At 53.2% G+C, this 24,322-nt stretch carries 17 protein-coding genes; 12 read left to right on the top strand and 5 right to left on the bottom strand.

Annotated elements, in window-relative coordinates:
- Positions 1-10: 10 nt before the first annotated feature.
- The 4 genes from HMPREF2554_RS01880 to rfbA form a co-directional block, all read right to left on the bottom strand.
- Positions 11-313 (bottom strand): PqqD family protein, encoded by a 303-nt coding sequence (locus HMPREF2554_RS01880; protein WP_013398631.1) that lies wholly within the window; start codon positions 311-313, stop codon positions 11-13.
- Entirely contained in the window at positions 313-1,155 is an 843-nt protein-coding gene (locus HMPREF2554_RS01875) for a nucleotidyltransferase family protein (protein WP_246825971.1), read from the bottom strand. The genes HMPREF2554_RS01880 and HMPREF2554_RS01875 overlap by 1 nt, the downstream gene beginning before the upstream one ends.
- A gap of 101 nt (positions 1,156-1,256) precedes the next feature.
- Positions 1,257-2,765 (bottom strand): tyrosine-protein kinase domain-containing protein, encoded by a 1,509-nt coding sequence (locus HMPREF2554_RS01870; protein ID WP_070553740.1) that lies wholly within the window; start codon positions 2,763-2,765, stop codon positions 1,257-1,259.
- Between the two features lie 68 nt (positions 2,766-2,833).
- On the bottom strand, positions 2,834-3,694 hold the full coding sequence (gene rfbA, locus HMPREF2554_RS01865) for a glucose-1-phosphate thymidylyltransferase RfbA (protein ID WP_004006131.1): 861 nt from the start codon (positions 3,692-3,694) through the stop codon (positions 2,834-2,836).
- A 73-nt stretch (positions 3,695-3,767) separates the two neighbouring features.
- Between rfbA and rfbB the strand changes: the two genes are divergently transcribed.
- Genes rfbB through HMPREF2554_RS11965 form a run of 4 tightly spaced genes read left to right on the top strand, consistent with a single transcriptional unit; the run spans position 3,768 to position 8,539 of the window.
- Positions 3,768-4,766 carry a dTDP-glucose 4,6-dehydratase gene (gene rfbB, locus HMPREF2554_RS01860; protein ID WP_070553738.1) on the top strand — a complete coding sequence of 333 codons (999 nt, stop codon included), beginning with the start codon at positions 3,768-3,770 and terminating at the stop codon, positions 4,764-4,766.
- Positions 4,767-6,203 (top strand): dTDP-4-dehydrorhamnose reductase, encoded by a 1,437-nt coding sequence (gene rfbD, locus HMPREF2554_RS01855; protein ID WP_013398636.1) that lies wholly within the window; start codon positions 4,767-4,769, stop codon positions 6,201-6,203.
- Positions 6,193-8,349: a Tat (twin-arginine translocation) pathway signal sequence gene (locus tag HMPREF2554_RS01850; RefSeq protein WP_013398637.1), complete on the top strand. Its 2,157-nt coding sequence runs from the start codon at positions 6,193-6,195 to the stop codon at positions 8,347-8,349. The genes rfbD and HMPREF2554_RS01850 overlap by 11 nt, the downstream gene beginning before the upstream one ends.
- Positions 8,350-8,371: 22 nt before the next feature.
- Positions 8,372-8,539: a DDE-type integrase/transposase/recombinase gene (locus tag HMPREF2554_RS11965; RefSeq protein ID WP_115333580.1), complete on the top strand. Its 168-nt coding sequence runs from the start codon at positions 8,372-8,374 to the stop codon at positions 8,537-8,539.
- A 228-nt stretch (positions 8,540-8,767) separates the two neighbouring features.
- Here the strand turns inward: HMPREF2554_RS11965 and HMPREF2554_RS01845 are convergent, their stop codons facing one another.
- On the bottom strand, positions 8,768-10,243 hold the full coding sequence (locus tag HMPREF2554_RS01845) for an aldehyde dehydrogenase family protein (RefSeq protein WP_013398638.1): 1,476 nt from the start codon (positions 10,241-10,243) through the stop codon (positions 8,768-8,770).
- Between the two features lie 487 nt (positions 10,244-10,730).
- Here HMPREF2554_RS01845 and HMPREF2554_RS01840 point away from each other — a divergent pair, with 487 nt between their 5' ends.
- The 8 genes from HMPREF2554_RS01840 to HMPREF2554_RS01805 all read left to right on the top strand — a co-directional run.
- Complete coding sequence (locus tag HMPREF2554_RS01840) at positions 10,731-11,015, top strand: 50S ribosomal protein L25 (protein WP_041321708.1); 285 nt, start codon at positions 10,731-10,733, stop codon at positions 11,013-11,015.
- A 287-nt stretch (positions 11,016-11,302) separates the two neighbouring features.
- Positions 11,303-11,887, top strand: a complete 585-nt coding sequence (gene pth, locus HMPREF2554_RS01835) for an aminoacyl-tRNA hydrolase (RefSeq protein ID WP_013398642.1) — start codon at positions 11,303-11,305, stop codon at positions 11,885-11,887.
- Positions 11,888-12,187: 300 nt separating this feature from the next.
- Complete coding sequence (locus HMPREF2554_RS01830) at positions 12,188-13,486, top strand: aminotransferase class V-fold PLP-dependent enzyme (RefSeq protein WP_013398643.1); 1,299 nt, start codon at positions 12,188-12,190, stop codon at positions 13,484-13,486.
- 37 nt (positions 13,487-13,523) lie between these two features.
- The gene (gene sufU / locus HMPREF2554_RS01825; protein WP_013398644.1) at positions 13,524-13,991 is read left to right on the top strand and encodes a Fe-S cluster assembly sulfur transfer protein SufU; all 468 of its coding nucleotides are present in this window, start codon (positions 13,524-13,526) and stop codon (positions 13,989-13,991) included.
- Between the two features lie 930 nt (positions 13,992-14,921).
- Positions 14,922-21,749 carry a DUF6531 domain-containing protein gene (locus tag HMPREF2554_RS01820; RefSeq protein ID WP_210396000.1) on the top strand — a complete coding sequence of 2,276 codons (6,828 nt, stop codon included), beginning with the start codon at positions 14,922-14,924 and terminating at the stop codon, positions 21,747-21,749.
- Between the two features lie 14 nt (positions 21,750-21,763).
- Positions 21,764-22,414, top strand: a complete 651-nt coding sequence (locus HMPREF2554_RS01815) for a hypothetical protein (protein ID WP_070553734.1) — start codon at positions 21,764-21,766, stop codon at positions 22,412-22,414.
- Between the two features lie 640 nt (positions 22,415-23,054).
- Positions 23,055-23,717, top strand: a complete 663-nt coding sequence (locus HMPREF2554_RS01810) for a hypothetical protein (RefSeq protein ID WP_070553732.1) — start codon at positions 23,055-23,057, stop codon at positions 23,715-23,717.
- 41 nt (positions 23,718-23,758) lie between these two features.
- The coding region (locus HMPREF2554_RS01805; protein WP_070553730.1) for a hypothetical protein at positions 23,759-24,322 on the top strand (564 nt) is incomplete at its 3' end.

Below are 24,322 nucleotides of genomic sequence, written 5' to 3'. Positions count from 1 at the left end.
CAGGGCGGGTTTAGACGGCTTCCAGCAGTTCGTCTTCGACTAGCTGATGCACAAAATCCTCAACCTCCCCGCGAATATCCTCTGGATTCTGCTCGGTAAGCTCGGCGATCAGCTCAAGGGCCTCGGGCAGGGAAAACGGTTCCTCAAAAATACCCCAAATAATGGATGCTGACCCCTCCAACACCGAAACCTGCGCGGTCCGTGTGTCGGCAAGATACGTCGTGACGGAAGCATATTCGGAGATCTCCTCAGCGTGTACGAAGGCAACATACTCTGGGATGCGGTACCTCACCGGTGCGGTAGTAGTACTCATCAGGAGCCGCCTCCCAACCCAAAACGCTCAAAGAACCTAGTGCGAATTTCGGCGCGCGTGGGTTTATGCCCCAGTTCCATCGCCAAATGATCCTGATTGACCATAAGAATATTCTTGAGCGTGCGCATTTTCTCGGCGAATCCACGCGCCGACCGCAGCCTGCCCACCCATTGAATATAGCTCGGCACCTGCGTGGAAACCGACTTCCACAGCAGGTAGTCGCGTTCGTGACGGTACGCCTCTAAGCCACCCATTGCGGCGGAGTAGGCGAGAGAAGAATCCAATTCGGCGGCGCGGGCGCGCAGTTTAGCCCAGTCGTAGGAGTCGAGAATATCGCGCAGATACTCAAGATCCGGGTTATAGGCGGAACTAGCCCTAGCGCGGTGCAGCACCACAATCAGCCGGGAATCGAGTACTGAAGGCACGGCACAGGAACGGTGCGCTATCTCGCGCTGCATGTGTGCCGACCAGAGCTGTTGAAAAACACGTTCGGGATCTTTTCCGAGCCCCGGAAAGAAACGGTGAATATCGGTGAGACCCCAGGATTCGTGATAAAGCGTCATTGCATGTTCAAAAACGGATCCGGTGTCAAAATGCGCCTGAATACTCCAGCCATCAGCTAAAAGTATGTGAACAAAAGTATCTACATGAGAAGGTCGTACTAAAAGATCTGCATCGGTGCTATGTCTATCAGGTTTAAAAATTTCGGAATTAAACGCATATCCTTTGATATGTAAAATATCTATTCCGTGAAGATTCGCGAGCCTTTGAAAGTAGGCGTGCGCCAGCATAATACGCGCCTTGAGCGGCGTACCAGGTTTGTGCTGTGGTGTAGTGTGCACGATATCCTTTCACACAACGAAAACCTTTGAATATAAGGGCGGGAAAAATAGTCCACCTATTTTCCCGCCCTTATACTCAAGAATCTGATTCAGAAATTTTCTTAAGCCCCGTGCGCGCCGGAAGAAACTTTCTTTTTACCATCCTTGGAATAACCGTAGTAGCTGGCGTAACCTACATAACTATTGGCATAACCAAATCCATAGTAGGAATTGCCCAAGCCCTTACGCGGAGCCTTATTGAGTACTACACCGAAGAGGTGTGAATTCACACGCTCCAGCACGGCAACAGCCTCGGTCATCTGCTCGCGGTGGCTCTTGCCCACGGTACCGACCATAATCACACCGTCCACGGCGTGGGAGAGCAGCGATGCGTCGGTCACCGGCAGCAGCGGAGGAGCATCCACGATGACCAGGAATTCCTTGGAGAGCTCTTCAATAAGCTGGCGCATCTTGTCGGAACCCAACAATTCGGAAGGGTTCGGGGGAATACGCCCGGCGGGAAGCACAAAGAGCTTGGAATCCTCTACCTGGTGCACGGCCTCAGCAATATCGACCTGACCGGCAAGAACCTGCGTCAAACCAATTTTGGCGTTAATGTGTAGTTTCTTCGCGACGGTGGGACGGCGCAGGTCGGCGTCGATCAGGATGACCGGCTGCCCCGAGCTTGCCATAGAGCGCGCCACCGCCAGCGAGACCGTAGACTTGCCCTCGCCAGGAACTGCGGAGGTCACAATGAAGGAGCTCGGCGGGTTATCAATATTCACAAAGCGCAGATTCGTGCGCAGCTGACGGATAGATTCGTGGGCAATATGGTCATCGTTGCTTGCACGCACGATGTTTTCTTCCGCCAGATCATCGCTGACGGGCAGCACACCCAGAATATTGCTGTTTGTCGCCTTAATGGCGTCGTCACGAGTGCGGATGCGCTGATCCACGGAACGGCGCAGGAAGATCGCCAGGTACACGAGCACCAGCCCGGCACCGGCACCGATGAGGCCGTTCTGCATGTAGTTGGGCGATACGAGAGGCGGGTTCACGCTGGCGTTATCCAGCGGAATCACACGAATCAGAGTATTGGTGGTATCGGACGGGTTGGTTGAAGAAACCTTGTTCTGAGCGCTTTCTTGGTTTTCTTCCCCAGCAGGCGTGGGGGTAGCGGTACTGTTGTTCCCCGAACCGTTCTTCTCAATATTTTCGATGTACTGAGCGGTGGCGTGAAGCGCCGAATTCGCCAAAACCCGTGCCTGCTCAGGGCTGGAAGCGGTCGCCCGCACCTTAATGAGTGAGCTGTTTTCTTCGGTAGTTGCGCTCAGGCTGCCGCGAATCGTCCCGATGCTCAGGTCAGAGTTCTGCTCCTGAATGATCTTGGCGACGGCTTCTGATGAGACGATTGCCGAGTATGAGCGGGCACGTTCTTTTGCGGCGTTTGAGCCGGATAGTACGTCAATAGTGCCACTCTGACCGACGGTCACGTACCCGGAGGCGCTGGCGGCATAAACTTTAGGCTGCAGCAGGGAATAGCCGAGCCCTGCGATGGCACCGATTACGATGCCAGCAATGAGCAACAAGAGATTGGCTCTTGTGGTGCGCACAAAATCTAAAATTGTCATTTCTGAAATTGCTCCAGAGTGTTGAGTTTGAGTGGTGAACCCCGTGCGGGGCAGTGAGTTTTTTGTGACTATTTGAGCAGGTGCATCAAATAGTCCCCATAACCGCTTTTGGCGAATTTGGTGGCGATACTGTGAAGATCATCATTGCTTAACCAACCTGCGCGCCATGCAATTTCTTCAGGGCATCCGATAGAAAGTCCCTGACGTTTTTGGACGGTGCGAATAAAGTTGCTGGCATCTGCGAGTGAATCGAAGGTGCCGGTATCAAGCCATGCTGTGCCTCGAGGCAGTACCTCAACCTTTAGTTTACCCTGTTTTAGATATACACGATTGAGGTCGGTAATTTCTAGTTCACCACGCTGAGAAGGTTTAATGTTTTGCGCATATTCCACAACATGTTTGTCATAGAAATATAGTCCCGGAATAGCATAATCGCTTTTCGGTACCTGCGGTTTTTCTTCAATGGAGACGGCGTGAAAATTTTCGTCGAACTCCACTACCCCGTAGGCGCGCGGGTCTGCAACTTGGTAAGCAAAAACGGTTGCACCGTCTTTTTGCTCATATTTTCCAAGCTGGGTTCCTAAACCGGGACCATAGAAAATATTATCACCTAGAACGAGTGCAACGGGATTATCGCCTATGAAATCTGCCCCTAAAATAAATGCTTGGGCTAAACCATCAGGTGAAGGTTGCACTTTATAGTCGAAATGTACACCAAAACGAGTTCCATCCCCTAAAAGACGTCTAAATTGTTCTTGATCTTCGGGGGTTGTGATAATAAGAATGTCACGAATTCCCGCCAGCATAAGAGTGGAAAGCGGATAATAAATCATTGGTTTATCGTAAACCGGAGTGAGTTGTTTACTAATACCCTGAGTGATGGGGTGTAAACGACTGCCGGTACCACCGGCAAGAATAATTCCCTTCATAATATCTATTGTGTCATGTTTCTCTCGTAACCTGTGTATAAATTACTCGGTTTTGACCGCTAAAATCTAAAGTATGTCTCACTTACTCGTTACCGGCGGTGCCGGATTCATTGGCTCTAACTTTGTTCATTATCTATTGGATAATACTGAACACACTGTTACAGTACTCGATAAAATGACCTATGCCGCTAATAAAGCCTCGCTTAATGGTCTTGACGGCACCAGATTTAACCTTATGGTTGGCGATATTGCAGACCGTGAACTCACTGATGAGCTCGTAGCGCAGGCGGATGCAGTCATCCATTACGCCGCAGAATCCCATAACGATAACTCCCTGGCGAACCCAGAACCTTTTATTCACACCAACCTGGTCGGCACGTTTACCCTGCTGGAGGCGGTACGTAGGCACGGAACCCGCTATCACCACATCTCAACCGATGAAGTCTTCGGTGATTTGGCGCTAGATGATCCCGTAAAGTTCACCGAAACTACTCCCTATAACCCGTCATCCCCGTATTCTTCCACCAAGGCAGGTTCGGATCTGCTGGTGCGCGCCTGGGTGCGTTCTTTCGGGATTGAGGCGACCATCTCGAACTGCTCGAATAACTACGGGCCGTATCAGCACATCGAAAAATTTATTCCCCGGCAGATTACGAATATCCTCTCGGGGCTGCCCCCTAAGCTCTACGGCGAGGGTCTGAACGTGCGCGACTGGATTCACGCATCCGATCATTCTTCGGGGGTGCTGCGCATCCTTGAATCTGGGAAAATTGGTGAGACCTACCTCATCGGTGCAGACGGCGAGGAGAATAACATTACCGTGCTACGTACTATTCTTCGCCTCATGGGTAAAGACGAGAACGACTTTGAACATGTGATAGACCGTCCCGGGCACGATATGCGGTATGCCATTGACGGCACCCGTCTGCGCGAAGAGCTCGGGTGGGAACCGCAGTTCACCGACTTTGAGGCGGGTCTTGCCGATACCATCGCGTGGTATACCGATAACCGTTCTTGGTGGGAACCGCTCAAAGCAGAAGTTGAGGCTAAATACGCGAAGGCGGGGCAGTAAATGACGAAAGAACTGAACGTAAGGGCAACCGATATACCGGGGCTGCTCGTCATCGATCTGCCCGTGCACGGCGATAATCGCGGCTGGTTTAAGGAAAACTGGCAGCGTGAGAAAATGCGTGCCGCCGGTCTGCCCGATTTTGACCCGGTGCAGAATAATATTTCTTTTAACACCTCGGTAGGAACCACGCGCGGTATTCACGCCGAACCCTGGGACAAATACGTTTCGGTGGCGAGCGGCCGAATTTTCGGCGCCTGGGTAGACTTGCGTGCGGGGGAGAGCTTCGGACGGGTCGTGACCGTCGAACTCGGTCCCGACACCGCTATCTTCGTTCCGCGCGGGGTTGGCAACGCCTTCCAAACCCTAGAGGAAAACACCGCCTACACCTACCTGGTGAACGATCACTGGTCGGCAGATGCTCTCACCGCCTACAGCTTCCTGAACCTCGCGGACGAAAGCACCGCCATCGACTGGCCTATCGACCTGGCGCAGGCTGAGCTTTCCGAGAAAGATCGCAAACACCCGCGCTTACATGAGATCACCCCGCTTACCCCCGACCCTCTTCTGATTGTTGGTGCAAGCGGGCAGCTCGGGCGTGAACTCGTTCGCCAGCTGACCGCGCAGAACATCCCTTTTGAGGCGGTGGACCGTGATCGGCTCGACCTTGGAACCCCCGAAAAATGGCGAAACACTTTCCGCTGGCGGTCATACCGCGCGGTCATCAATGCCGCCGCCTACACCGCAGTGGATAACGCCGAAACCCCCGAGGGGCGCCGCGAAGCCTGGGCCGCCAACGCTCACGGAGTCGCCGCCCTAGCGAGCGTCTGCGAAGAAGCGAATCTTCCTCTCGTGCACGTTTCCACCGACTACGTCTTCGACGGAAATCTGCCGGTAGGGCAGGAATACTCGGTGGAGCATCCCATCGCCCCGCTGAGCGTATATGGCGCCTCCAAGGCGGCGGGGGAGAGCGCCGCGACCGCGTGGCGCAAACACTACCTGCTGCGCACCAGCTGGGTAGTTGGCGAGGGCAAAAATTTTGTGGCGACTATGGCATCGCTGGCCGAACGCGGTGTGGATCCTGCCGTCGTGGCGGATCAGTGGGGGCGCCCCACCTTTACCCAAGACTTGGCGGGTGCAGCACTGCATCTGCTGTTTACCGGCGCACCCTACGGCACCTACCATGTGTCAAATAGCGGCGAGGTTATCACCTGGGCAGATCTTGCCCGCGCCGTATACACCGGCACCGGTCACGATGCTGCCCGAGTAAGCAACACCACCACTGAGGAATACTTCGCCAACGCCCAGGTCTTCGCCCCGCGCCCCGCCAACTCTGCCCTGGATCTTTCAAAACTTATTGCTGCCGGATTCACCCCTCGCGATCACCGCGATGCGCTCGCCGAGTATCTGCACCAGCTAGGCGGGACACGTGAAGACTAAAATCCGTGGCCTTCTCGCGCGCCAGGGCATACAGGTTGCACTCCTTGTAATCGCGCTTGAGGTCATTACCTACTGGTCATACTTCATGCATCTGACGGTGGTTAACGGCGATGCGAATGCCCACTACCTCTCAGATTCTTACTATTGGTGGAATAACGGCGGGATTTTCAACCCACCCGATTGGGTTGCCTACACATGGATGGGTCGCCCCGCCGGGAGCAATATTCAGGGTGGATCGTATGTGCTGCCGCAGGGCATCGCAAACGGTATTTCGCCGTGGAGCCCTACGGTATCGTCTATCACGTCGGCGGTGCTCGCGGGTCTTGGCGCGGTGGGCATGTACCTGTTGGTCCGTCAGCTGACCGGGCGCCACCTTGTTTCGCTGATCGCCCTCGTGGGGCAATTCTTCGCCCCGGCAATCTTTGCAAACGCCCAATTCCTGGATTTTCACCGTGCCGCCGCCTACTGGCCCTGGGTCCTGCTCGTCATTTCCCCGTTATGGGCGTGGCATAAACGCTACGGGATTCCGCTTGCGGTCTTAATCCTGTGGCAGAGTTTCGTCGGTATATACCCGGGGCAGCTTATCGCCGCCGCCGTATGCATTGGTGGGTGGGGTATCGGGTGGATAATCGTCTCTCGAAGCCGCGCCTGGATATGGCGTGTCATCGTCAGCATCCTCATTGCGGTACCGTTGAGCGTCGTCAAATATGTTCCGGCGCTACTGTCGGGAACCGGGCAGCGCGACTGGAGCCCGCAGCGCATTCACCTGACTTTCCCGAACCTGGCCTCACTCATTTACCCGTACGACAACCCGGCCATGAGCTCGGATATTGCGATGCGCCCCTTCTTTATCGTGATTCCGCTTCTGCTCGCTCTCACCTTCGTGCCGTGGCGTTCACGGCGTAACCTGCCGCTCTATCTGCTGGGCGGGCTGTCAATTCTGCTGTTAGGGCTGGCGACCTTCGCACCTAAGCTTCTGTGGAATATTCCGGGTATGAGCCTGAGCCGTTTCTGGATTAACGATTTCAAAAACTTCGTTCCGCTCACCATGATTATTTTGGGCAGCCTGGGGCTTAAACGGCTTTTTGAGGGCAACGTGTCGCGCCGTCGCACCCTGGCGGGATGCTCGATTGTTGCTGCCGCCATCGTGATTTTCGGCCTATCGCTGTCGTGGAATCTAAGCGTTCCTCGCCTTGTGCTGATGCTCGTGCCGGTGATACTTTTTGCTCTAACAGCGGTTGCTGTAACGAACTATACACACGGTTTATGGCGGTTTGCACGGCAGAGCTCAGCCCGAACCTTGGGCATCCTGCTGCTTTGTTTGTCGGTAGCCTCCGGGCTAAATTTCGCCTACTCGGTGACAAGCACGTGGGCCTCGGCGCGTGAACGGCTTGAGGTCGGGCACTACGGGGCTGAGATTTCGCAGCTTATGCACCAAAACCAGGCGTGCGAGCAGAACTACACGCGTCGCCCTGAACGTCGTGTTTCTGATCAGCCCGTCAAAAACTGGGACCACGATAATATTGCCCTGGGAGGCGCCTTCACCTGCACCGATTCCCTGAGCGGATACGCCAATGTTCAAGGAAGCTCGGCACTGCGCGAACAGCATGAAGCGTTCAAAGGCGAAAAGGGCAATGACTTTATTCGGTTCTATGCCGCTGCCGGTGCCGTGGTGCCGCTTTCGGGCGGATCTTTCGCGGATCTTTCCGATGCATGTCTCAAGGAAGGCCGCTGCGCAGGGTTAGAGTACACCCCACTCTCGTACAGCAGGTTCGGCAAGATATCGTACCGGGTTGAGGTTGAGCATCAAACCGAAGTCGCCCTGAACGAATCGTATTACACCGGCTGGACGGGCAAACTTTGCGACGCTGAAAACACCCAGAAATGCCACGCGATGGCGCTGTCTGCCGGACCGGGGCGATACATCAAGACGGTTCTGCCCGCAGGAACATATGAGGTGAATTTGACCTATGATGCACCCTATAAGAATCAGCTGCAGGTTATGTTCTGGGTTTGTGTGCTTTTGATGCTCGCCTCGGCGGCGCTACCGGTAAAGCGGCGCGCGGCAAGCGCAGAGGAGCAAAAGCGAAATCCTTGGGAATCCTTGCGCACCCACCTCAAATCTGGAAAATCTGTAAGAATATAGTGTTGGCCAAAGCGATGGCAAACTGTATCTCTCACCGGTAGTGGACCTGTTCAACCGCGAAATTGTCGCCTACGTCGTGAGCCGCAGGGCCAACAGCGACATGGTGGAGAAAATGCTGCACAAAGCCTGCCGACAAAGGAACGATGCTGCACTCCGATCAAGGCGTACTATATCGTACGCCAGGGTATAGGAACTTACGTGCGGCCATTTCATGGTTCAAAGCATGTAGCGCAGGGGGATTGCGGGAGCGACGCAGCTTGAAATTGAAAAAGCTGGGTTCTGTTGCGTACAGAACCCAGCTTATGCAGAGCACCTGAAGAGGTTTTTATGAGTGTCTAAGAATGGAGAGGGGCAGTTCAACCCGACTCCGGATTTTCAGACAGCCTTTTCTCTACGTCAATCAACGTTCAGCAGGCAATTAATATAACCCTTCGCGCTCTTCGCGGGTGGAAATGTAGATGTTTTTCACCTGCGTGTAGGCGGCGAGCATCATCTTGTGGGTTTCGCGGCCGATGCCTGAAGTTTTGTAGCCGCCGAACGGTGCGCCTGCGGGCAGACGGTTGTAGCAGTTCACCCAGACACGACCGGTTTCCAGCGCGTTGGAGACGCGCAGGCAGCGGTTGATGTCTTTGCTCCAAACTGCGCCGCCCAAGCCGTATTCGCTGTCGTTGGCCATTTTGACGACTTCTTCTTCGGTTTTGAATTTAATCACGGTAGCAACCGGTCCGAAGATTTCTTCTTGGGCAACGCGGGCGTTGTTGTTGTCAGCCTCGATCAAGGTCGGCTCGACAAATTCGCCTTTGCCCAATTCGCCTTCGAGTTTTTTGCCGCCGGTGATAATGCGGCAGCCTTCCTGCTCACCGATTTTGACATATTTCAAAATGGTTTCAAGCTGGCCGGCGTTGACTTGCGAACCCATTTGGGTATCGTCTTCCCAAGGCAGTCCGACTTTGATTTTTTTGAACTCTTCCGCCAAGGCGTTGACGAATTTGTCGTAAATGCCTTCTTGTACGAAGATGCGCGAACCGGCGGAGCACACTTGGCCTTGGTTGAACAAAATGCCTTTTTGTGCGCCTTCGAGGGCTTTGTCGAACGGCATGTCGTCAAAGAAGATGTTGGCGGATTTGCCGCCCAGCTCCAAGGTAGAGGGAATGAGCATTTCGGCGGCAGCGATGCCGATGCGGCGGCCGATTTCGGTTGAGCCGGTGAAGGCGAGTTTGTTGAAGCCTTTGTGGTGCAGCATGTATTCGCCGGATTTCGAACCGCGTCCGGTGATGATGTTCAGCACGCCTTTAGGCAGTAGGTGGTTAATTTTTTGGGCGAGCGACAACAGGCTCAGCGAAGTGCTGGAGGACGGGTGAATGACGATGGTGCAGCCTGCGGCAAGTGCGGGTGCGATTTTCCAAGCCGCCATCAGGAAGGGGAAGTTCCACGGAATAATCTGACCGACGACGCCGATAGGTTCGCGCAGTACGATGGACAGGTCTTCGGAGTCAAGTTGGGTTGCGGTGCCTTCTTCGCCGCGGATGACGCTGGCGAAATAACGGAAATGGTCGGAAGCCAGCGGGATGTCTGCGGCGCGGGTTTCGCGGATGGGTTTGCCGTTGTCCAGCGTTTCCTGCAAGGCGAACAATTCCAAGTTTTCGTCAATCACATCGGCGATTTTGTTGAGTATGGCGGCGCGTTCGGTTGTGGTGGTCTTGCGCCATGTTTTGAACGCTTCCTGCGCGGCGGCGACGGCGGCATCGACATCGGCGTCGGACGCGTCGGTAAATTTTGCCAGTGTTTCACCGTTGGCGGGATTGTAGGAATCCAAAAGCGTGCCGGGGCTCGTCCACGCGCCGTTAATCAAAAGACCGTACTCTTTATCGAACACATTCAAATCTTTTGCCATGATGCTGTCTCCTTAAGTTGTCTTTATTGGGTTTTAGTTGTTTTTATTGGGTTTTAAGTCGTTTATTCAACGTCATTTGAAAACAGGGTAGTATTTTTTCTGTTTCGATTCAAGCGCTAAAAATGAAAGCATTCTCGAAATTCCAAATATGTAATTTTGCAAAACGGAAAACGCAGTCAAGTCACATCTTGATGATGTATGGGGGCGAGGGCGGTTTGTTAATATATTTTAAGTTTTCAGACGACCTTGCGATCACCGCGATGCGCTCGCCGAGCATCTGGGGACCCTCAGCAGTACTTGGTGCTGGGGTGCGAGCCTGGACCTAGGAAAAACTATCCTTGCTCGTATCTGGAAAATCTGTAAGAATATAGTGTTAGCCAAGGCGAGGGCAGGTTCTGCCGTTATCGACGAGGTGGCGCATGGAATCCCATGATTTGCGCCATTATTCTCTTGGCGCATTACCCATGATTAAAGAATGGAGATTACCATGTCTGAAATTAAAATTACTGCCGAGCCCCGCACCGATTTCGGTAAGGGCTATGCACGCCGCATCCGCGCTGTTGGTGATATCCCCGCCGTTATCTACGGCAATGGTAAAGAGCCTAAGCACGTGATCCTCCCCGGCCACGCGACCACTATGGCTGTTCGTAACAAGGACGTTGTTCTGGTGATCGAGGTTGATGGTGAGCAGTTCAAGACTCGCGTGCAGGATATTCAGCGTCACCCGATCCGCCCCGAACTGCAGCACATCGACCTGTTGTTCGTCGACTAAGGTTAGGTAGACGAAGGAGCGCGCGGCGCATCAACGTTTACGCCGGAACCTGTTTTAGAGGTTTTTCGGCAACGGTACGGCTCGTATCTGCTTCTGGCGGGTGCGAGCCGCTTCCATATTTCCCGCCAACTTACGGCGTACACCCATCTTTACCGTTTGGCTCAGATGCGAGATAGCCGACCAGTAACCGCCTAATCCGCCCATAGTTTTATCCGGTTTACCGAGTAATCTCTACCGAGCATTTTTTTATTTCTCACCCTATAACCCGCAGGAAGGTACACGAGAACATGTCTGATGCGTGGCTCATCGTAGGCCTGGGCAACCCCGGACCGCAATACGCGAAAACCCGCCATAACATCGGGCAGATGGTGCTCGATAAAATCGCCCGTGAAATGGGCAGCACCTTTAAGAAGCATTCCAAAGCATCCGCCGTAGTTGTCGAAGGCCGCTTAGGCATGGGCGGTCCCAAGGTCGTACTCATGAAATCCCTCGGATACATGAATACCTCGGGCGGGCCCGTATCTGCGGTCGCAAAATTCTACGGCATCGACCCCGATCACATAATCGTGGTGCACGACGAGCTTGATATTCCCTTCGATACCATCAAACTCAAAATCGGTGGGGGAGAAGGCGGTCATAACGGCCTGCGCGATATTACCAAGGCGCTGGGCACCAAAGACTATTACCGTGTGCGCGCTGGCATTGGTCGTCCACCCGGGCGCATGAACACCGCCGACTACGTGCTCAAACCCTTCACGGCAGCCGAAGTCAAAGATCTGCCGTTCCTGATCGACAACTCCGTTGACGCGGTCGCCATGCTTATCACCGACGGGCTGACGGCGGCGCAGCAGCGCTTTCACAGCGCATCCTAAATATGCGCAGGGCACGGGCACTCGACAAACCGCATAATTCGGTGCCTCTACATCTGTCGGGTGCGCCTAGCAGCAAACATGACGCCCCGTTACGCCCGTAGCTATGGTTAGGCAGATTTCCTAGGCTGTTGCACACACCTAACTAGGTTTTGCCCGCGCCAAGGAATAAGCTAGAAAAGCATGACGTTATAGCCCCACAGACACTAAGCCCGGGCGTACAGCCCCGACCTAACGTGCCAGCAGCAGGGGTCTCGACGCCATGCGGCGTGCCTGAAACCGGTCAAGAGAAAAGGAACAACCGTGGCAGAATACTCAGTCCCCGCCAACACGCCGCTCAACGATGACACCGTGCGAGCGTTGCGCGCAGACTTCCCTATTCTCAACACCGTCGTCAATGGCAACCCGCTCGTTTACCTCGATTCCGGCGCCACCAGCCAAAAACCACTCCAAGTTCTTGATGCTGAACGCAACTTCTACCTGCACGCCAACTCTGCGGTACACCGCGGCGCGCACACCCTTGCCGTCGAAGCCACCGAACTCTTCGAGCAAGCCCGCACCACCGTTGCCGCCTTCGTAGGAGCCCGCGACGAAAACATCGTCTGGACTTCCAACGCTACAGAAGCGCTCAACCTTGTCGCCTACTCAATAGGCAACGCCTCCCAAGGACTCGGCGGTGAAAAAGCCCAACGTTTTGCCCTGAAACCCGGCGACGAAATTCTCACCACTGAAATCGAACACCACGCCAACCTCATACCCTGGCAGATCCTAGCCCAACGCACCGGCGCAACCCTCAAACACATCCCCGCCACCGACGACGGACAGATCGACTACGAAGCCGCAGCCAAACTCGTCACCGAGAAAACCCGCATCCTCGCTTTCAGCCACGTCTCCAATGTCACCGGCGCCATTGCGGATGTGCCGCGCTTCGTCGCACTCGCCCAAAAAGTCGGTGCCCTCACTGTCCTGGACGCCTGCCAATCCGTACCCCACATGCCAGTAGACTTCCCCGCACTCGGTGTCGATTTCGCCGCATTCTCCGGGCACAAAATGCTTGCCCCCACCGGCATCGGCGCACTCTACGGCCGCACCGAACTCCTCGACGCCCTGCCCCCATTCCTCACCGGCGGCTCCATGATCACCCGCGTCGAACTCCAAGACGCCGACTATATGCCCGCCCCCATCAAATTTGAGGCGGGAACCCAGCGCGTCTCCCAAGCAGTTGCCTTTGCTGAGGCAGTACGCTACCTGCAGCACCTCGGCATGGACAACGTACACGCCTGGGAACAAGAACTCGGCGCGAGGCTCGTGGCCGGAGTGCAGAACATCGAGGGCGTGCGCCTGCTAGGACCCACCGACCCGAACAAACGCGCCGGGCTCGTCTCCCTCGGCATCGACGGGGTACACCCGCATGACGCTGGGCAGCTGCTCGATACGAAAGGTATCGCCGTGCGCGTAGGTCACCACTGCGCCCAGCCGCTGCACCGCGGCGCCGGACTGACGGCCTCGACCCGCGCCTCCGCATACCTCTACAACACCACCGAAGACATAGATGCGTTCCTTGCCGCGCTCGCCGAGGTGCGCCCCTACTTCGGGCTGTAAAGAAGCCGTTACTCATATACACAGGATTGGATAATTCATGTCGCTAGAATCGCTCTACCAAGACATTATTCTGGAACACTCAAAGCAGCGCACCGGCGAACATCTGGTGGAGGTACCCGCCGGGCACGCCAGCGCCGACAACCACCAGTACAACCCCACCTGCGGAGACGAAATCAACCTGCGCCTCGTGCTATCTGATGAGCAGAAAAACGGTGAAAAGGTTGTCGAATCGGTCTCGTGGGAAGGCGACGGCTGTTCCATTTCGATGGCGGCGGCATCGGTGCTCTCCGAGATGGCACCGGGTATGACCGTGGGGGAGCTGCAGAACCATGTAGATGCGTTCCGCGAGATGTTGCGCTCGCGCGGTCAGATTACTCTGGATGAGGAAGAATACGGCGATATGGCGGCATTTTCCGGGGTTTCAAAGTTTATGGCCCGCGTCAAATGTGCGATGCTCTCGTGGGTGGCAGTCGAAGAGGCGGCTCGCGTGGCAAGCACGAAATAGACGCACCTATGGTTGGCTGCTGCGCTGACCCTAAAACATAGCTTCACCCATCGAGCGGCTCTCCGGTCACCATGACCGAAGGGCCGCTCTTCTATGTGCATGCACATATGGCATATAGGGTTTTGAACTCCAGAGAAGGAGGACTTCAAGAATATGAAATCGTAGTACAAAAATTTTTGAACATTTTTATAACTCTCTACCGAAAGTACAGATTATTTTCAAGAACCCTTGTAAGATGAAGAGTAACTCTAGCTATACCTAACTTCCGGAGAGACCTACGAAGCCATGCCTTCTATCCTTTTTCACTCTAACACCCAGCCCATTGAGTACAGTTTTACTGATGCTGCCGCGCTTGCAAATACATTTGACAGCGCTGCCTCCAAACTTCAGGAGTACCACGGAAGAATTCGTTTAGAAGGTATACGGGCGGCCGAGGAATTTCGGGGGCGGTACGCAAACCTCTTCGTACAGAACTACAAACAGTGCATAGATGATGCGCATCGACTAGAGGATGCGTGCCGTCGAGCAGCTCATGCAGTGAGGCAGATTTCCCGGAATGCTGAAATAGAACAAGATAACCGTAGGAAAGCCCGAGAAGCAGAAGAAGAGTATAACAGAAAACTCAACGAAAATAATCTGTTTAATGTGTTATCTGGATTGTCTGTATCCAAGCAGATCAAAAGGAATTTTCTGAATGGTCCAGCATATGTTCCTTCTGAGGAACCTAACGTTAGAATCGATACTTATGACCTAGAACGGGGAATGTGCAAAGCGCCTGAAGGTGGTTCCTCCGAATTTGTTTCGTCTCTTTCTCGTTCTGATAGCGAGAAATATGCTGACAGCCTTGCCTCTTCTGGCGGTGTCTCGTCCGCTGTGCCTGAAGCTTTGGAGAGATATGCAAAGTTTCTCTCGCAAGTTGTCTATGAAGACATGACCTATTACTTCACCTCTATTAATACAGCGTATGAGCGGTATTTAAGCTCATGTAAGTGGGGTGTTCTTGATATTACCGGTCTTTTAAAAGCAACTGTTGAGTGGATTAATGATAATAACCACGATGCAGCCTGGATTGATGCTGTTGCTTATGCATTTCGGATTGCTGGTAGTAATGGGCAGTATGTTATTGCGGATGCGACGCTTACGGCTTTCTTAAACGATAATGGTCTTAACCCTGGGCGTAAAAACCTTGTAATTCCTGACGTTTCAATTTATGGAACTATGCCTACGAGTGGCTATGCGAATGATCCGGTGAATGTGGCGACGGGGAATTTCATTGAGGAAGAGCGGGATCTTTCTGTCGGGTCTGTGTCGTTGGTGCGGATGTATAACAGTATCGCTGCTGCTGGGGCGGCGTCTACGCATGAGGGGTATACGGCTCCGGTAGGCGCGTTTGGGCCTGGGTGGTCTTCTACAGTGGATACGCATTTGGGGTTTACGGCTTCTGGTGTGGTGTGGGCTGATGTTGATGGGCGGCAGGTCTTCTTTGCTCGTGCTGGGGCTGGGTTTACTCGGGCTGCTGGGGAGGCGTGGTGGCTGCATCGATATACGGTGAACCCAGCGGATTCGTCTGCGTCTCAGGCTTCTGACTCTGAGAATGGTGCTGCTCATGATGAGGCTAACGGTGATGTGCGTGCGCAGGCTGCGCGTGCTGGGTTTGCTGCTGTGATTTCTTTGGCCGCTGAGCATTCTGACCAAGTGGTCTCTGGCGGTGAGTTTTATGCGGTGTCGAATAATGCCGGGCAGTACCATTACTATACGCGGGGCGGTGCCTGGCTGGGCTCTTGGGGTTCGGAACCTGGTTCTGCGGTTGCCGCTATCTATGAGGATGCTTCCAATGGTGGTTCTTCCTCTCGTGTGCGGGCTATGGTGGGTGCTTTCGGTAAGGCTATCCGCCTCTCGTATGATGATGTTTCTGGGCGTGCGGTGGCTGTTACTGGGGCTGGATCTCGGGTGGAGTATGCCTATAGTGAGACGGGACATCTGGCAGAGGCGACAACCTACGCCCTAGCCTCGCAGACAACATCCGATCCCGTGGATGAGCCTGAGAGTGCTGTCAAGGGTGGTACTGCTGCGGCTTGCGGCGTTGTGGTTGCCTCGCGCGTGTATACGCATACCGAGGATGGTTTGGTGCAGACGGTCACGGGCACTGGTGGCGTGCGTGAGGTGACTAATGTGTATGGGGATCCGGATAATCCGGGGCGTGTTACCCAGCAGGTCAGTGAGCATGGTCGTGTGATTGACTATACGTATTTGCCGGGTGGGATTACGCAGATTACCACCGGTACCCATGAGAACACTCTAGCGGCTGACTCTGATGGCTCTGATGCTGCGGACACTGCTGAACGGGCGCTGCATCCGAATACGTGGGTGTCTGATAGTAAAGGGCGTTTAGTCTCGGTTACGTCGGCAGAAGGGTCTACGGCTCGGTTTATTTATGACGCGTTTGGGAACCGGATTCAGGTGACCGATCTTGAAGGGTCGCGGACGGTGCGGTCTGCGAATACTCGTGGGCTTGTGGTGAAGGAGCTTGCTTCTACAGGTTCGATGAGTATTACCGAGTATGACGACTTGGACCGACCGGTTCACAAGCGGACATATGGCTCGAAGGATGAGTGGATTCGTAAAGATGCTCCGGTAAAGGTTGTTTCATATGAGTATGCTGAGGAGGGTTTTTCGCGTCAGCCGGTTGCGGTGACGACTGATGGTGCCACCAGCCGGTATACCTATACATCGACGGGACAGATGTCGTCAGTGACAGATCCGACAGGGGTCGTGACGCGGCTTTCCTACGATGCTCGGGGGAATCTGACCGGAGTGCTTAATGCTGTGGGCGACATGCTCAAGGTTGAGTATGATGCCCAGGATCGACCGGTGGCGGTGATCTCTCCATCGGGGGCAACTATGCGTGTGGAGTATGACGCTGCCTCGCGTCCTGTTCGGGTAATTGACCCGGTGGGGAACGCAACTGTGTATACATATACTCCTGCGGGTAAAGTCGCCAGTATCACGGATGCGGTTGGGGGTGTGCGCCGGTTTGAGTACAACGCCGCTGGGGAACTGGTTGCGCAGGTGGCACCTGATGGTGCCCGTACCGTGCGTGAGATCAACGAGCTGGGATACACGGTTGCTGAGACTGATCCGCTGGGGCATGTGACGAAGTTTGTCCATGATGGTATGGGCAGGGTTACAGAAAAGATTGACCCAGCCGGGAATGTGTGGGCGAGCAGGTATAACGCTGCTGATACTTTGGTGGAGCATACCGATCCGACGGGTGTGCTCACACGGGTAAGTCGAGATAGTGCTGCCGGTGAGATCACGCATCAGGACGGTGTTGGGAACACCGCGACGGTGGGATTTGACGCGCTGGGCCGGGTGATGAGCAGTATTGACCCGTCCGGGGCAGTCACGTCGTGGGCGTATCAGTTTTTGACTAACACTACGACTGCCTCCTCGGGTGAAGGGGATCGGGGTGCCGCGCATCATCAGGGTACTTCAGAGCCTGTTCGCGTGCAGGATCCGACCGAGAATCTGGTGAGGGTCCCCGGTGCCCATGCGTTGCGGACGTGTACTGATGCTGCTGGTCAGGTTTCGGGTGAGGTGTGTGATGCTGCTGGGCGGTTACTCAGGCAGGTGAGTGCCTCGGGGGCTGTGACGGAGTATTCGTATGATGCGTGTGGTCGGGTTGCCTCAGTGACAGATGCTGATGGGGTGATGACTGAGTACCGGTATGATGCGGATTCGCGTTTGGTGGCGAAGACTCGTGCTGGCGTGGTAGTGGAGTCTTTTGTGTATGATCTGTGTGGGCGTGTGTTGGAGCGTCGTGCTGGGACTAAGCTGGTGGGCAGGTATGCCTATGATGCGTGTGGGCGTGTGGTGCGGTGTGTGGATGCTGCTTGGGGCACCCGGTCGTTCTCCTATGATGCGTGTGGGCGTGTGGTTAAAGCTGTTTCCGGCGTGGGTGGAACATGCTTTTTTGATTATGACGGTGCGGGGCGTTTGCTAGCGCGTCGGGTAGCTACGTCTGAGGGCTTTGCGACAACCTCGTATGCCTATGATGCGGTAGGGAATGTGATGTCGGTGACGGACCCATTCGGGGCGGTGACCAAGTATGCGTATGATGGCGCGCACCGGTGCACTGAAGTCATGAACCCAGATGGTTCGCGGGTGTCGTATGCATACGATGGTGCCGGCGAGGTGGCGAGTATGCATGTGGCTAAGCCAGGTGAGCGCTTGGGTCGGTTGGCGTGTGCGTGGGTGCGGGATCGAGCCGGTCGGTGCCTGACGGTGAAGGATTATCTGGCGGGGGAGAATCTGGCACGGCTGGGCGCTCAACGGTCTGCAGCTGCTACGGTCGCTACAGCAACAACCACCGTTGGTTCTGCTAACGCGAGTGCAACAACGGCTGCTGGTAGGTCTTCTATCGGTGTCTCGGATGGCGCGGAATCCGAAGCTGATGTGTATGTTCAGACGACCTATGTCTCAGATGCTTTGGGACGTTTGGTGAGGGTGGATTCTGCCCCGAAACTCGGGGATGAGGTTTCTGATATGGCGTTCTTTGCATCGGGTAATCGAGTATGTGCTGCCGGGGATGCTTCTGCGGCTGAGGTGTTTGCATCTACGGGTGCGTGGAGCCTAGCGTACTCCTATGATGCTGATGGGAATGTGGTTCAGCGTACTACTCCGTATGGTTCTACCGTATATGGGTATTCTCCGGGCGGGCGTATTAGGTCTACACAGCAGGTCCCTGCCGGTATCGGGGTAGAGGACTCATCGAGTGCTGGTGATAAGCCTGGGGTGGCTGAGTTTGCTTATGATGCGCTGGGGTATTTGGAACGTGTTCAGGTTGGGGAGTGTGTCTCTTCGTGGGTGCGTGATACGTCCGGAGCCGTTATGGGGTACACTGAGGAAGTTCTCGGTGAGGCCGACGAGCCTAGTGGTTCATCGTCGGGTATGGTGCAGGGTGTGCGGGTACGCCGGAATCCTGCGGGGAAGATTACTCGAGTGGAAGATACCGTTAAGGGTTCCTGGTGTGAGTACGCCTATGATGCTTCCGGCAGGTTGATTCGTGCGGTGAGCTCGGATGATGTGTTGGTGGCGTGGGTGTATGATCCGGTCGGGTTGCTTATGAGGGAAGAAACCCATCAGGAAGGTGCCCTGGTTCGGGTGCGTGCGTTTTCCTATGCGGGGGAGCGGGTACAGACGGTACGCCTGTATGAGGCACTAGAGGATGGTGGTTCTTCCGCTGCACCTGTTGCGGGTGTGGTGGAGGATCTAACCGGGTTAGATACGTCATCTTTGGTGTGTACGGGGTCGGTTCAGTATTCCTATGATGTGCGGGGTTTCCGTACGGGGGCGGCTGATCATACTGGTGCTGCTGTGACGTGGGGCTGGGATGCTCTGGGTTCTTTAGAGCGGGTGGAGCGTATCAACCACACCCCTGAGTCTTTGCTGGGCAGTCATGTGGCTGCTGGTGGTGAGGATTCTCTGACGGGTAACTCGGTTGTGTGGTTTGCGGCATCGTCGGTTCGGAATATGCCGGTAGCTGTTGGGAGTCAGCAGGATAGGCAGGATCCTGTTGTCTCGCCGCTGGTGTGGGATACGACAGTACCTGATGCTGCTTCGTTGGTGGGTGTTGGTGTTACCGAGGCGGTTTCGGCGGGGTCTGTGTTTGGCGGGCGCGATAGTATCCTCACCGGCACAGGTGCGGGAGCATATGGTTTTGGCACGGATATCTTCGGTGCCGCATCCCCGGTGACTTGGGGCGCCAGCACCACTGCAGCTGCTGGTAATGGGTTGCCGGGTTTGCCTGCTGATGTGGGTTTGACGGCTCAGGGTGCGTTAGCAACCGTTGGCGGTGAGTTGATGGGTGCGCGTTTGTATGATCCTGTGACGGCTGGGTTTTTGTCGCCGGATCCTGTGGAGCCTGTGGTCGGGGCGGGGTATATGGGTGCGTCGTATCTGTTTGCGTCGGGTGATCCGGTGAACCTGCACGACCCCACAGGTTTACAACCATTATCTATTGATGCTATCCGTCAGTATAGGGATTTCTTTGGGTTTGAGCTGACAGTTCAGGATAAATTTATCCGCTACTGGATATCTGCTGCAGCGGATTTTGACAATTTTAATCGTGAGTTTTGGAATGATCCATCTGGATGGATAGCTTCGCATCCTGACGAGGTGGATGTTGTCCTTACTTATGGACTCGCTGGCCTTATTGCTCTAGTTGGAGGCCCCGCTGGATGGTTCATTGGTGGAGGCATGTTTCTTTCAATGAATACTTCCATAGTCTTTCAGCGCTGGGAGACAGGGCATGTTGATCCTCGTGAAGTAACGCGTGAGGGGCTCACCAGTCTTTTGTTTGATGTGGCCACATTGGGCTTGGGGAAGATTTTCAAAATTGCTGCTAAGCCTGCTGTTGATTATTTGCTCGCTCGCTGGGGAAGTTATGAGGTCCGTCATCTTCCTGTGATGAGACCAAGTGTAGCTTCAGGCGATGCTGTAAGTGTTCGCGCTCAGACAGAGATGCTACGTAAAAATGCTATAACGATCAAATATCCTGTGCTTTTCCGCAAGAGTGCTCAAGAAGGTGCTGAAAAAGCGGCTTCTAAAGAAAGTTTAGAGGCAGTTTCTTATCAGGGGCGTTATGGCAATCTCTTCGACCGGTCGCACCTGAATACCACAGGATATGGTTTTGCTGCTCCGCGAGTTGCGGCTCCTGAAGCCGGAGCACACACCCCACTGCCCTATAGTACCCGTGGGGTAGCCCAGGAGTCTTCAGTGCCGCTCAAGCCGGTGGAGGCTCCGCAGGTGGGTGAGGTTCCGCCTGCTTCGGGTACTGGGTCCGGTGCTGCTGGTATGCAGGCTGTTAAGCCTGGTGGTGTGGCTGATGATGCTGTGGCGGCTCGTGGTTCTGCTGGTGTGCGTGAGCCTGAAGTGCAGCTGAAACCTGTTGAGGAACCAAAGATTGAGAACCTACCTCCGGCAAGGGGCGCTAGTGCCACTGAAGGGCCGACGGTTTCGATGCGTGATGTGCAGACTCGTCTGGATGAGAAGTTGGAGGGTGTTCGTCGCAAAGAATGGAGGGGGAAGGATAAGAAAGGACGCCCACGCACTGACTACTACGATCATGATGACTTCAAAGTAAAAGATAAAGAGTATAGTGAAGCACAGCTAAAATACAAAAAAGATCTCAAAGAATATAACGAACGTAAAAGACAAGCTGAGCTTGAGGGCAGAGAATTTACCGAGGCACCTCCAAAAGATCTGGGTCCTCGTCCTCAGCATGCGTTGTGGAAAGACGCCGAGGAGCGATTTGCGCCAGATTTGCAGACTGCAATGCAGCTTGATGAGGAGGGTTTGAAGCACCACCGTGTGGTGAAGAGCGAGGACTATCAGGGTCAGATTCCTCAAGATACTGCTGAACATCTTGGACAAGCTGTACAGAAGATTATGAAGGATGGCTCCCCTCCGCATTACCCTGGCGCTAATGAGGGTCGGGTCTTTAATAATGAACCTTGGAAGGGAGAAGGAGAAGGAAAAATCCTACCCACTACCGACGTTGAGGGGAATCCTATTACGTATACGGAAATGGATTTCATGGCTCCTCAACCGAAGATTGGTGAAAACGGTGAAATTGAGTTGAAGCCTAACGGGAAGCCTGAGACGACTCGTGGTGATGACCGGTTGATAGTGGGTAGTAATGGCAGTATCTATTACAGCCCGGATCATTATCACACGTTTATTCTATTAGTAGAGTAAGGGAGAAAATAGCCATGGTTTACAAGCAGGTACGGTCTGCTGAGGAATTCATTGCCCCTTTGTTTATCCGTGAGAACGGGTACTGGGAGAACCATATGCTGCCTTATCTAGAATCGGAGGGGTGGGCTGTCATCACTATTGATTGTGCTGGGGTGGTATCGTACATGGACTTCGCCAAGCGGTTAGTTAAAACTATCGACCCTACCTACAGTTTTCCCGAAGGTTTTAATATGCGTTGGGCTTCCGAAGAGGCATGTTTGATTAGGGATAGGGATATGCGGCAGGGGCTTTTCGTTTTGTATAAGAATTTTGAGCAGCTTTTTACTATGGCTGATGATGATATAAGCGCATGTGTGAATATTCTTGAAGAGATGGATACGTACTACAGTATTCGTCCAATTCATGGTAGCGGGCTGTACAAAGTTTTATTTGGGTGGGGATTCGAACTTTCGCAAGAGAGTTTGTCTCGGGTGGAAGAGTTCTTTGTCAACAGGGTGGTGATTGCTGCTGATGGGGTTGAATATCCTTGGTCAAGTATGGAGGAGTATAAGAAGTTTTTCTTTCCGAATGGTTTTCCTGACCCGTTGTATGAGGATGGTACGGATTGGATTAATGATCCTGATGAGTACCCCGAGAGCACCACCTATACCGGCGGGAACAGCTAACAAGACACTGATAGCCAAGAGATAAACAATTTATGGGTTATTACGACGATGGGCGGGCAATAGCTTCTTCTCAGTTGTGTATGTGAAGAATAAGGATGAGGTTTTGGAGAGCTGGAAATATGAGAGTAAGTAATACCAGGGGTTCTCATTTTTTGGTTCTTTAGCCAGATTTTACAATATTTATTCACGTGGAGTTCTCTTCAGGTAAATTAGTGGAGATAATCTCGACTGGTTCCTGCGGTTTTGATTTGTTGCAGGGGCCAGTGTTTTTGTATTTTAAACTTATTAGTCGTGTTTAAGTGTTGAGTAGTTATGTGTCGTTTGTTATCTCAAGGTTGAGGGTGATCCTATTGTTGGTGCTAATGAGGGTAGGAATTTTGACAATATTCCAGAGGAGGGTGAAGGTATAGGAAATATTTTACCGACAGCTGATGTTAAAGGAGGCAATATAACCTACACTGAAATGGATTTTATGCCTCGACGACCCAGAATAGATAAAGATGGTAAAGTAATTCTCAAGGCTGATGGGGAGCCTGAAATGACACGATGTACTGAACGCCTGTTAATAGGTGGCAATGGAAGTATTTACCTTACTTTAGATCATTATCATAAATTTATTCTACTAATAGACTAGCGAGAAATGATGAGTTATACATCAAAATACCCTGGCCTCTTTAAAGCTCCTCTCTTTATCCGTGAGAGTGGATATTGGCAGAATCATATGGCACCTTATCTTGAGGTAGAAGGTTGGGCTGTTATTGTTGTTGATTGTGCAGGTGTGACTTCTATACAAGATTTTGCTTATCGTCTTGTGGAAAGTATTGACAGCGGTTACTCGTATCCTGAAGGGTTTGATCTGCGTTGGGCTTCCGAAGAAGCATGCCTCATCAGGAACAGGGATATGCGTCAAGGGCTCTTTGTTTTGTATAAAAACTTTGAGGATCTTCTGGTACTCGATCATAGGAAGTTAACTGCATGTGTCAACATTATAGAAACTATGGATGAATATTATAGTGTTCGCCCATCATTTGGTAACGGTCTATACCAGGTTCTCTTTGGGTATGGGGTTGAAATTTCACAAGAGAGTCTACCTCATGTGAAAGAATTTTTTGAAGATAATATTGTTGTTGCTGCGAGTGATGTTAAATATCCGTGGGATGGTGCAGAGAAATTTAAAAAAACATTCTTTCCCAATGGTTTTCCGGATCCTCGTTATGAGGATGGATCATGGGTTATGGATCCTGATGAGTACCCGGAAAGTACGTCCTACGTTGGAGATAATAAAGAAGACTTGTCTAAGTAAAACTTTATATATCTTCCACTAAAAATTCGAAGAGAAAAAAGATGAGTTACACGCTTAACGGAACTGTAGAGTTCATTGCCCCTTTGTTTATCCGTGAGGATGGATACTGGGAAAACCATATGCTGCCCTATCTGGAAGCAGAAGGATGGAAAGTTATTGTTGTTGACTGTGCCGGGGTAAAAACCACACTAGATTTTGCATACCGTCTGGTTGAGAGTATTGAGAGTGTCTATGCTATTCCGGATGATTTTAACCTGCGCTGGGCTTCAGAAGATGCCTGCCTGATTAACTGGTTTGATATGCGCCAGGGACTCTTTGTGTTGTACAAGAATTTTGATGATCTCTTCGTGATGGATGACGAGGACGTGAGCCTATGCGTAAATATTATTGAACAGATGGATACGCGTTATACAGTACGTCCGATTCATGGTAGTGGTCTTTACCAAGTTCTTTTTGGGTGGGGATTCGAAATCTCGCAGGAGAGTGTGCCGCGTGTAGAAGAGTTTTTCAACGGCAAGGTTGTGTTCGCCATGGACGGGGTCGAATATCCTTGGTCACGTGTGGAAAGGTTTAAGAAAGTGTTTTTTCCTCAGGGTTTTCCTGAC

It is taken from the genome of Rothia sp. HMSC071F11, assembly GCF_001809115.1.
Classification (GTDB): Bacteria; Actinomycetota; Actinomycetes; order Actinomycetales; family Micrococcaceae; genus Rothia; species Rothia dentocariosa.
This window is presented reverse-complemented; position numbering and strand designations above follow the sequence as displayed.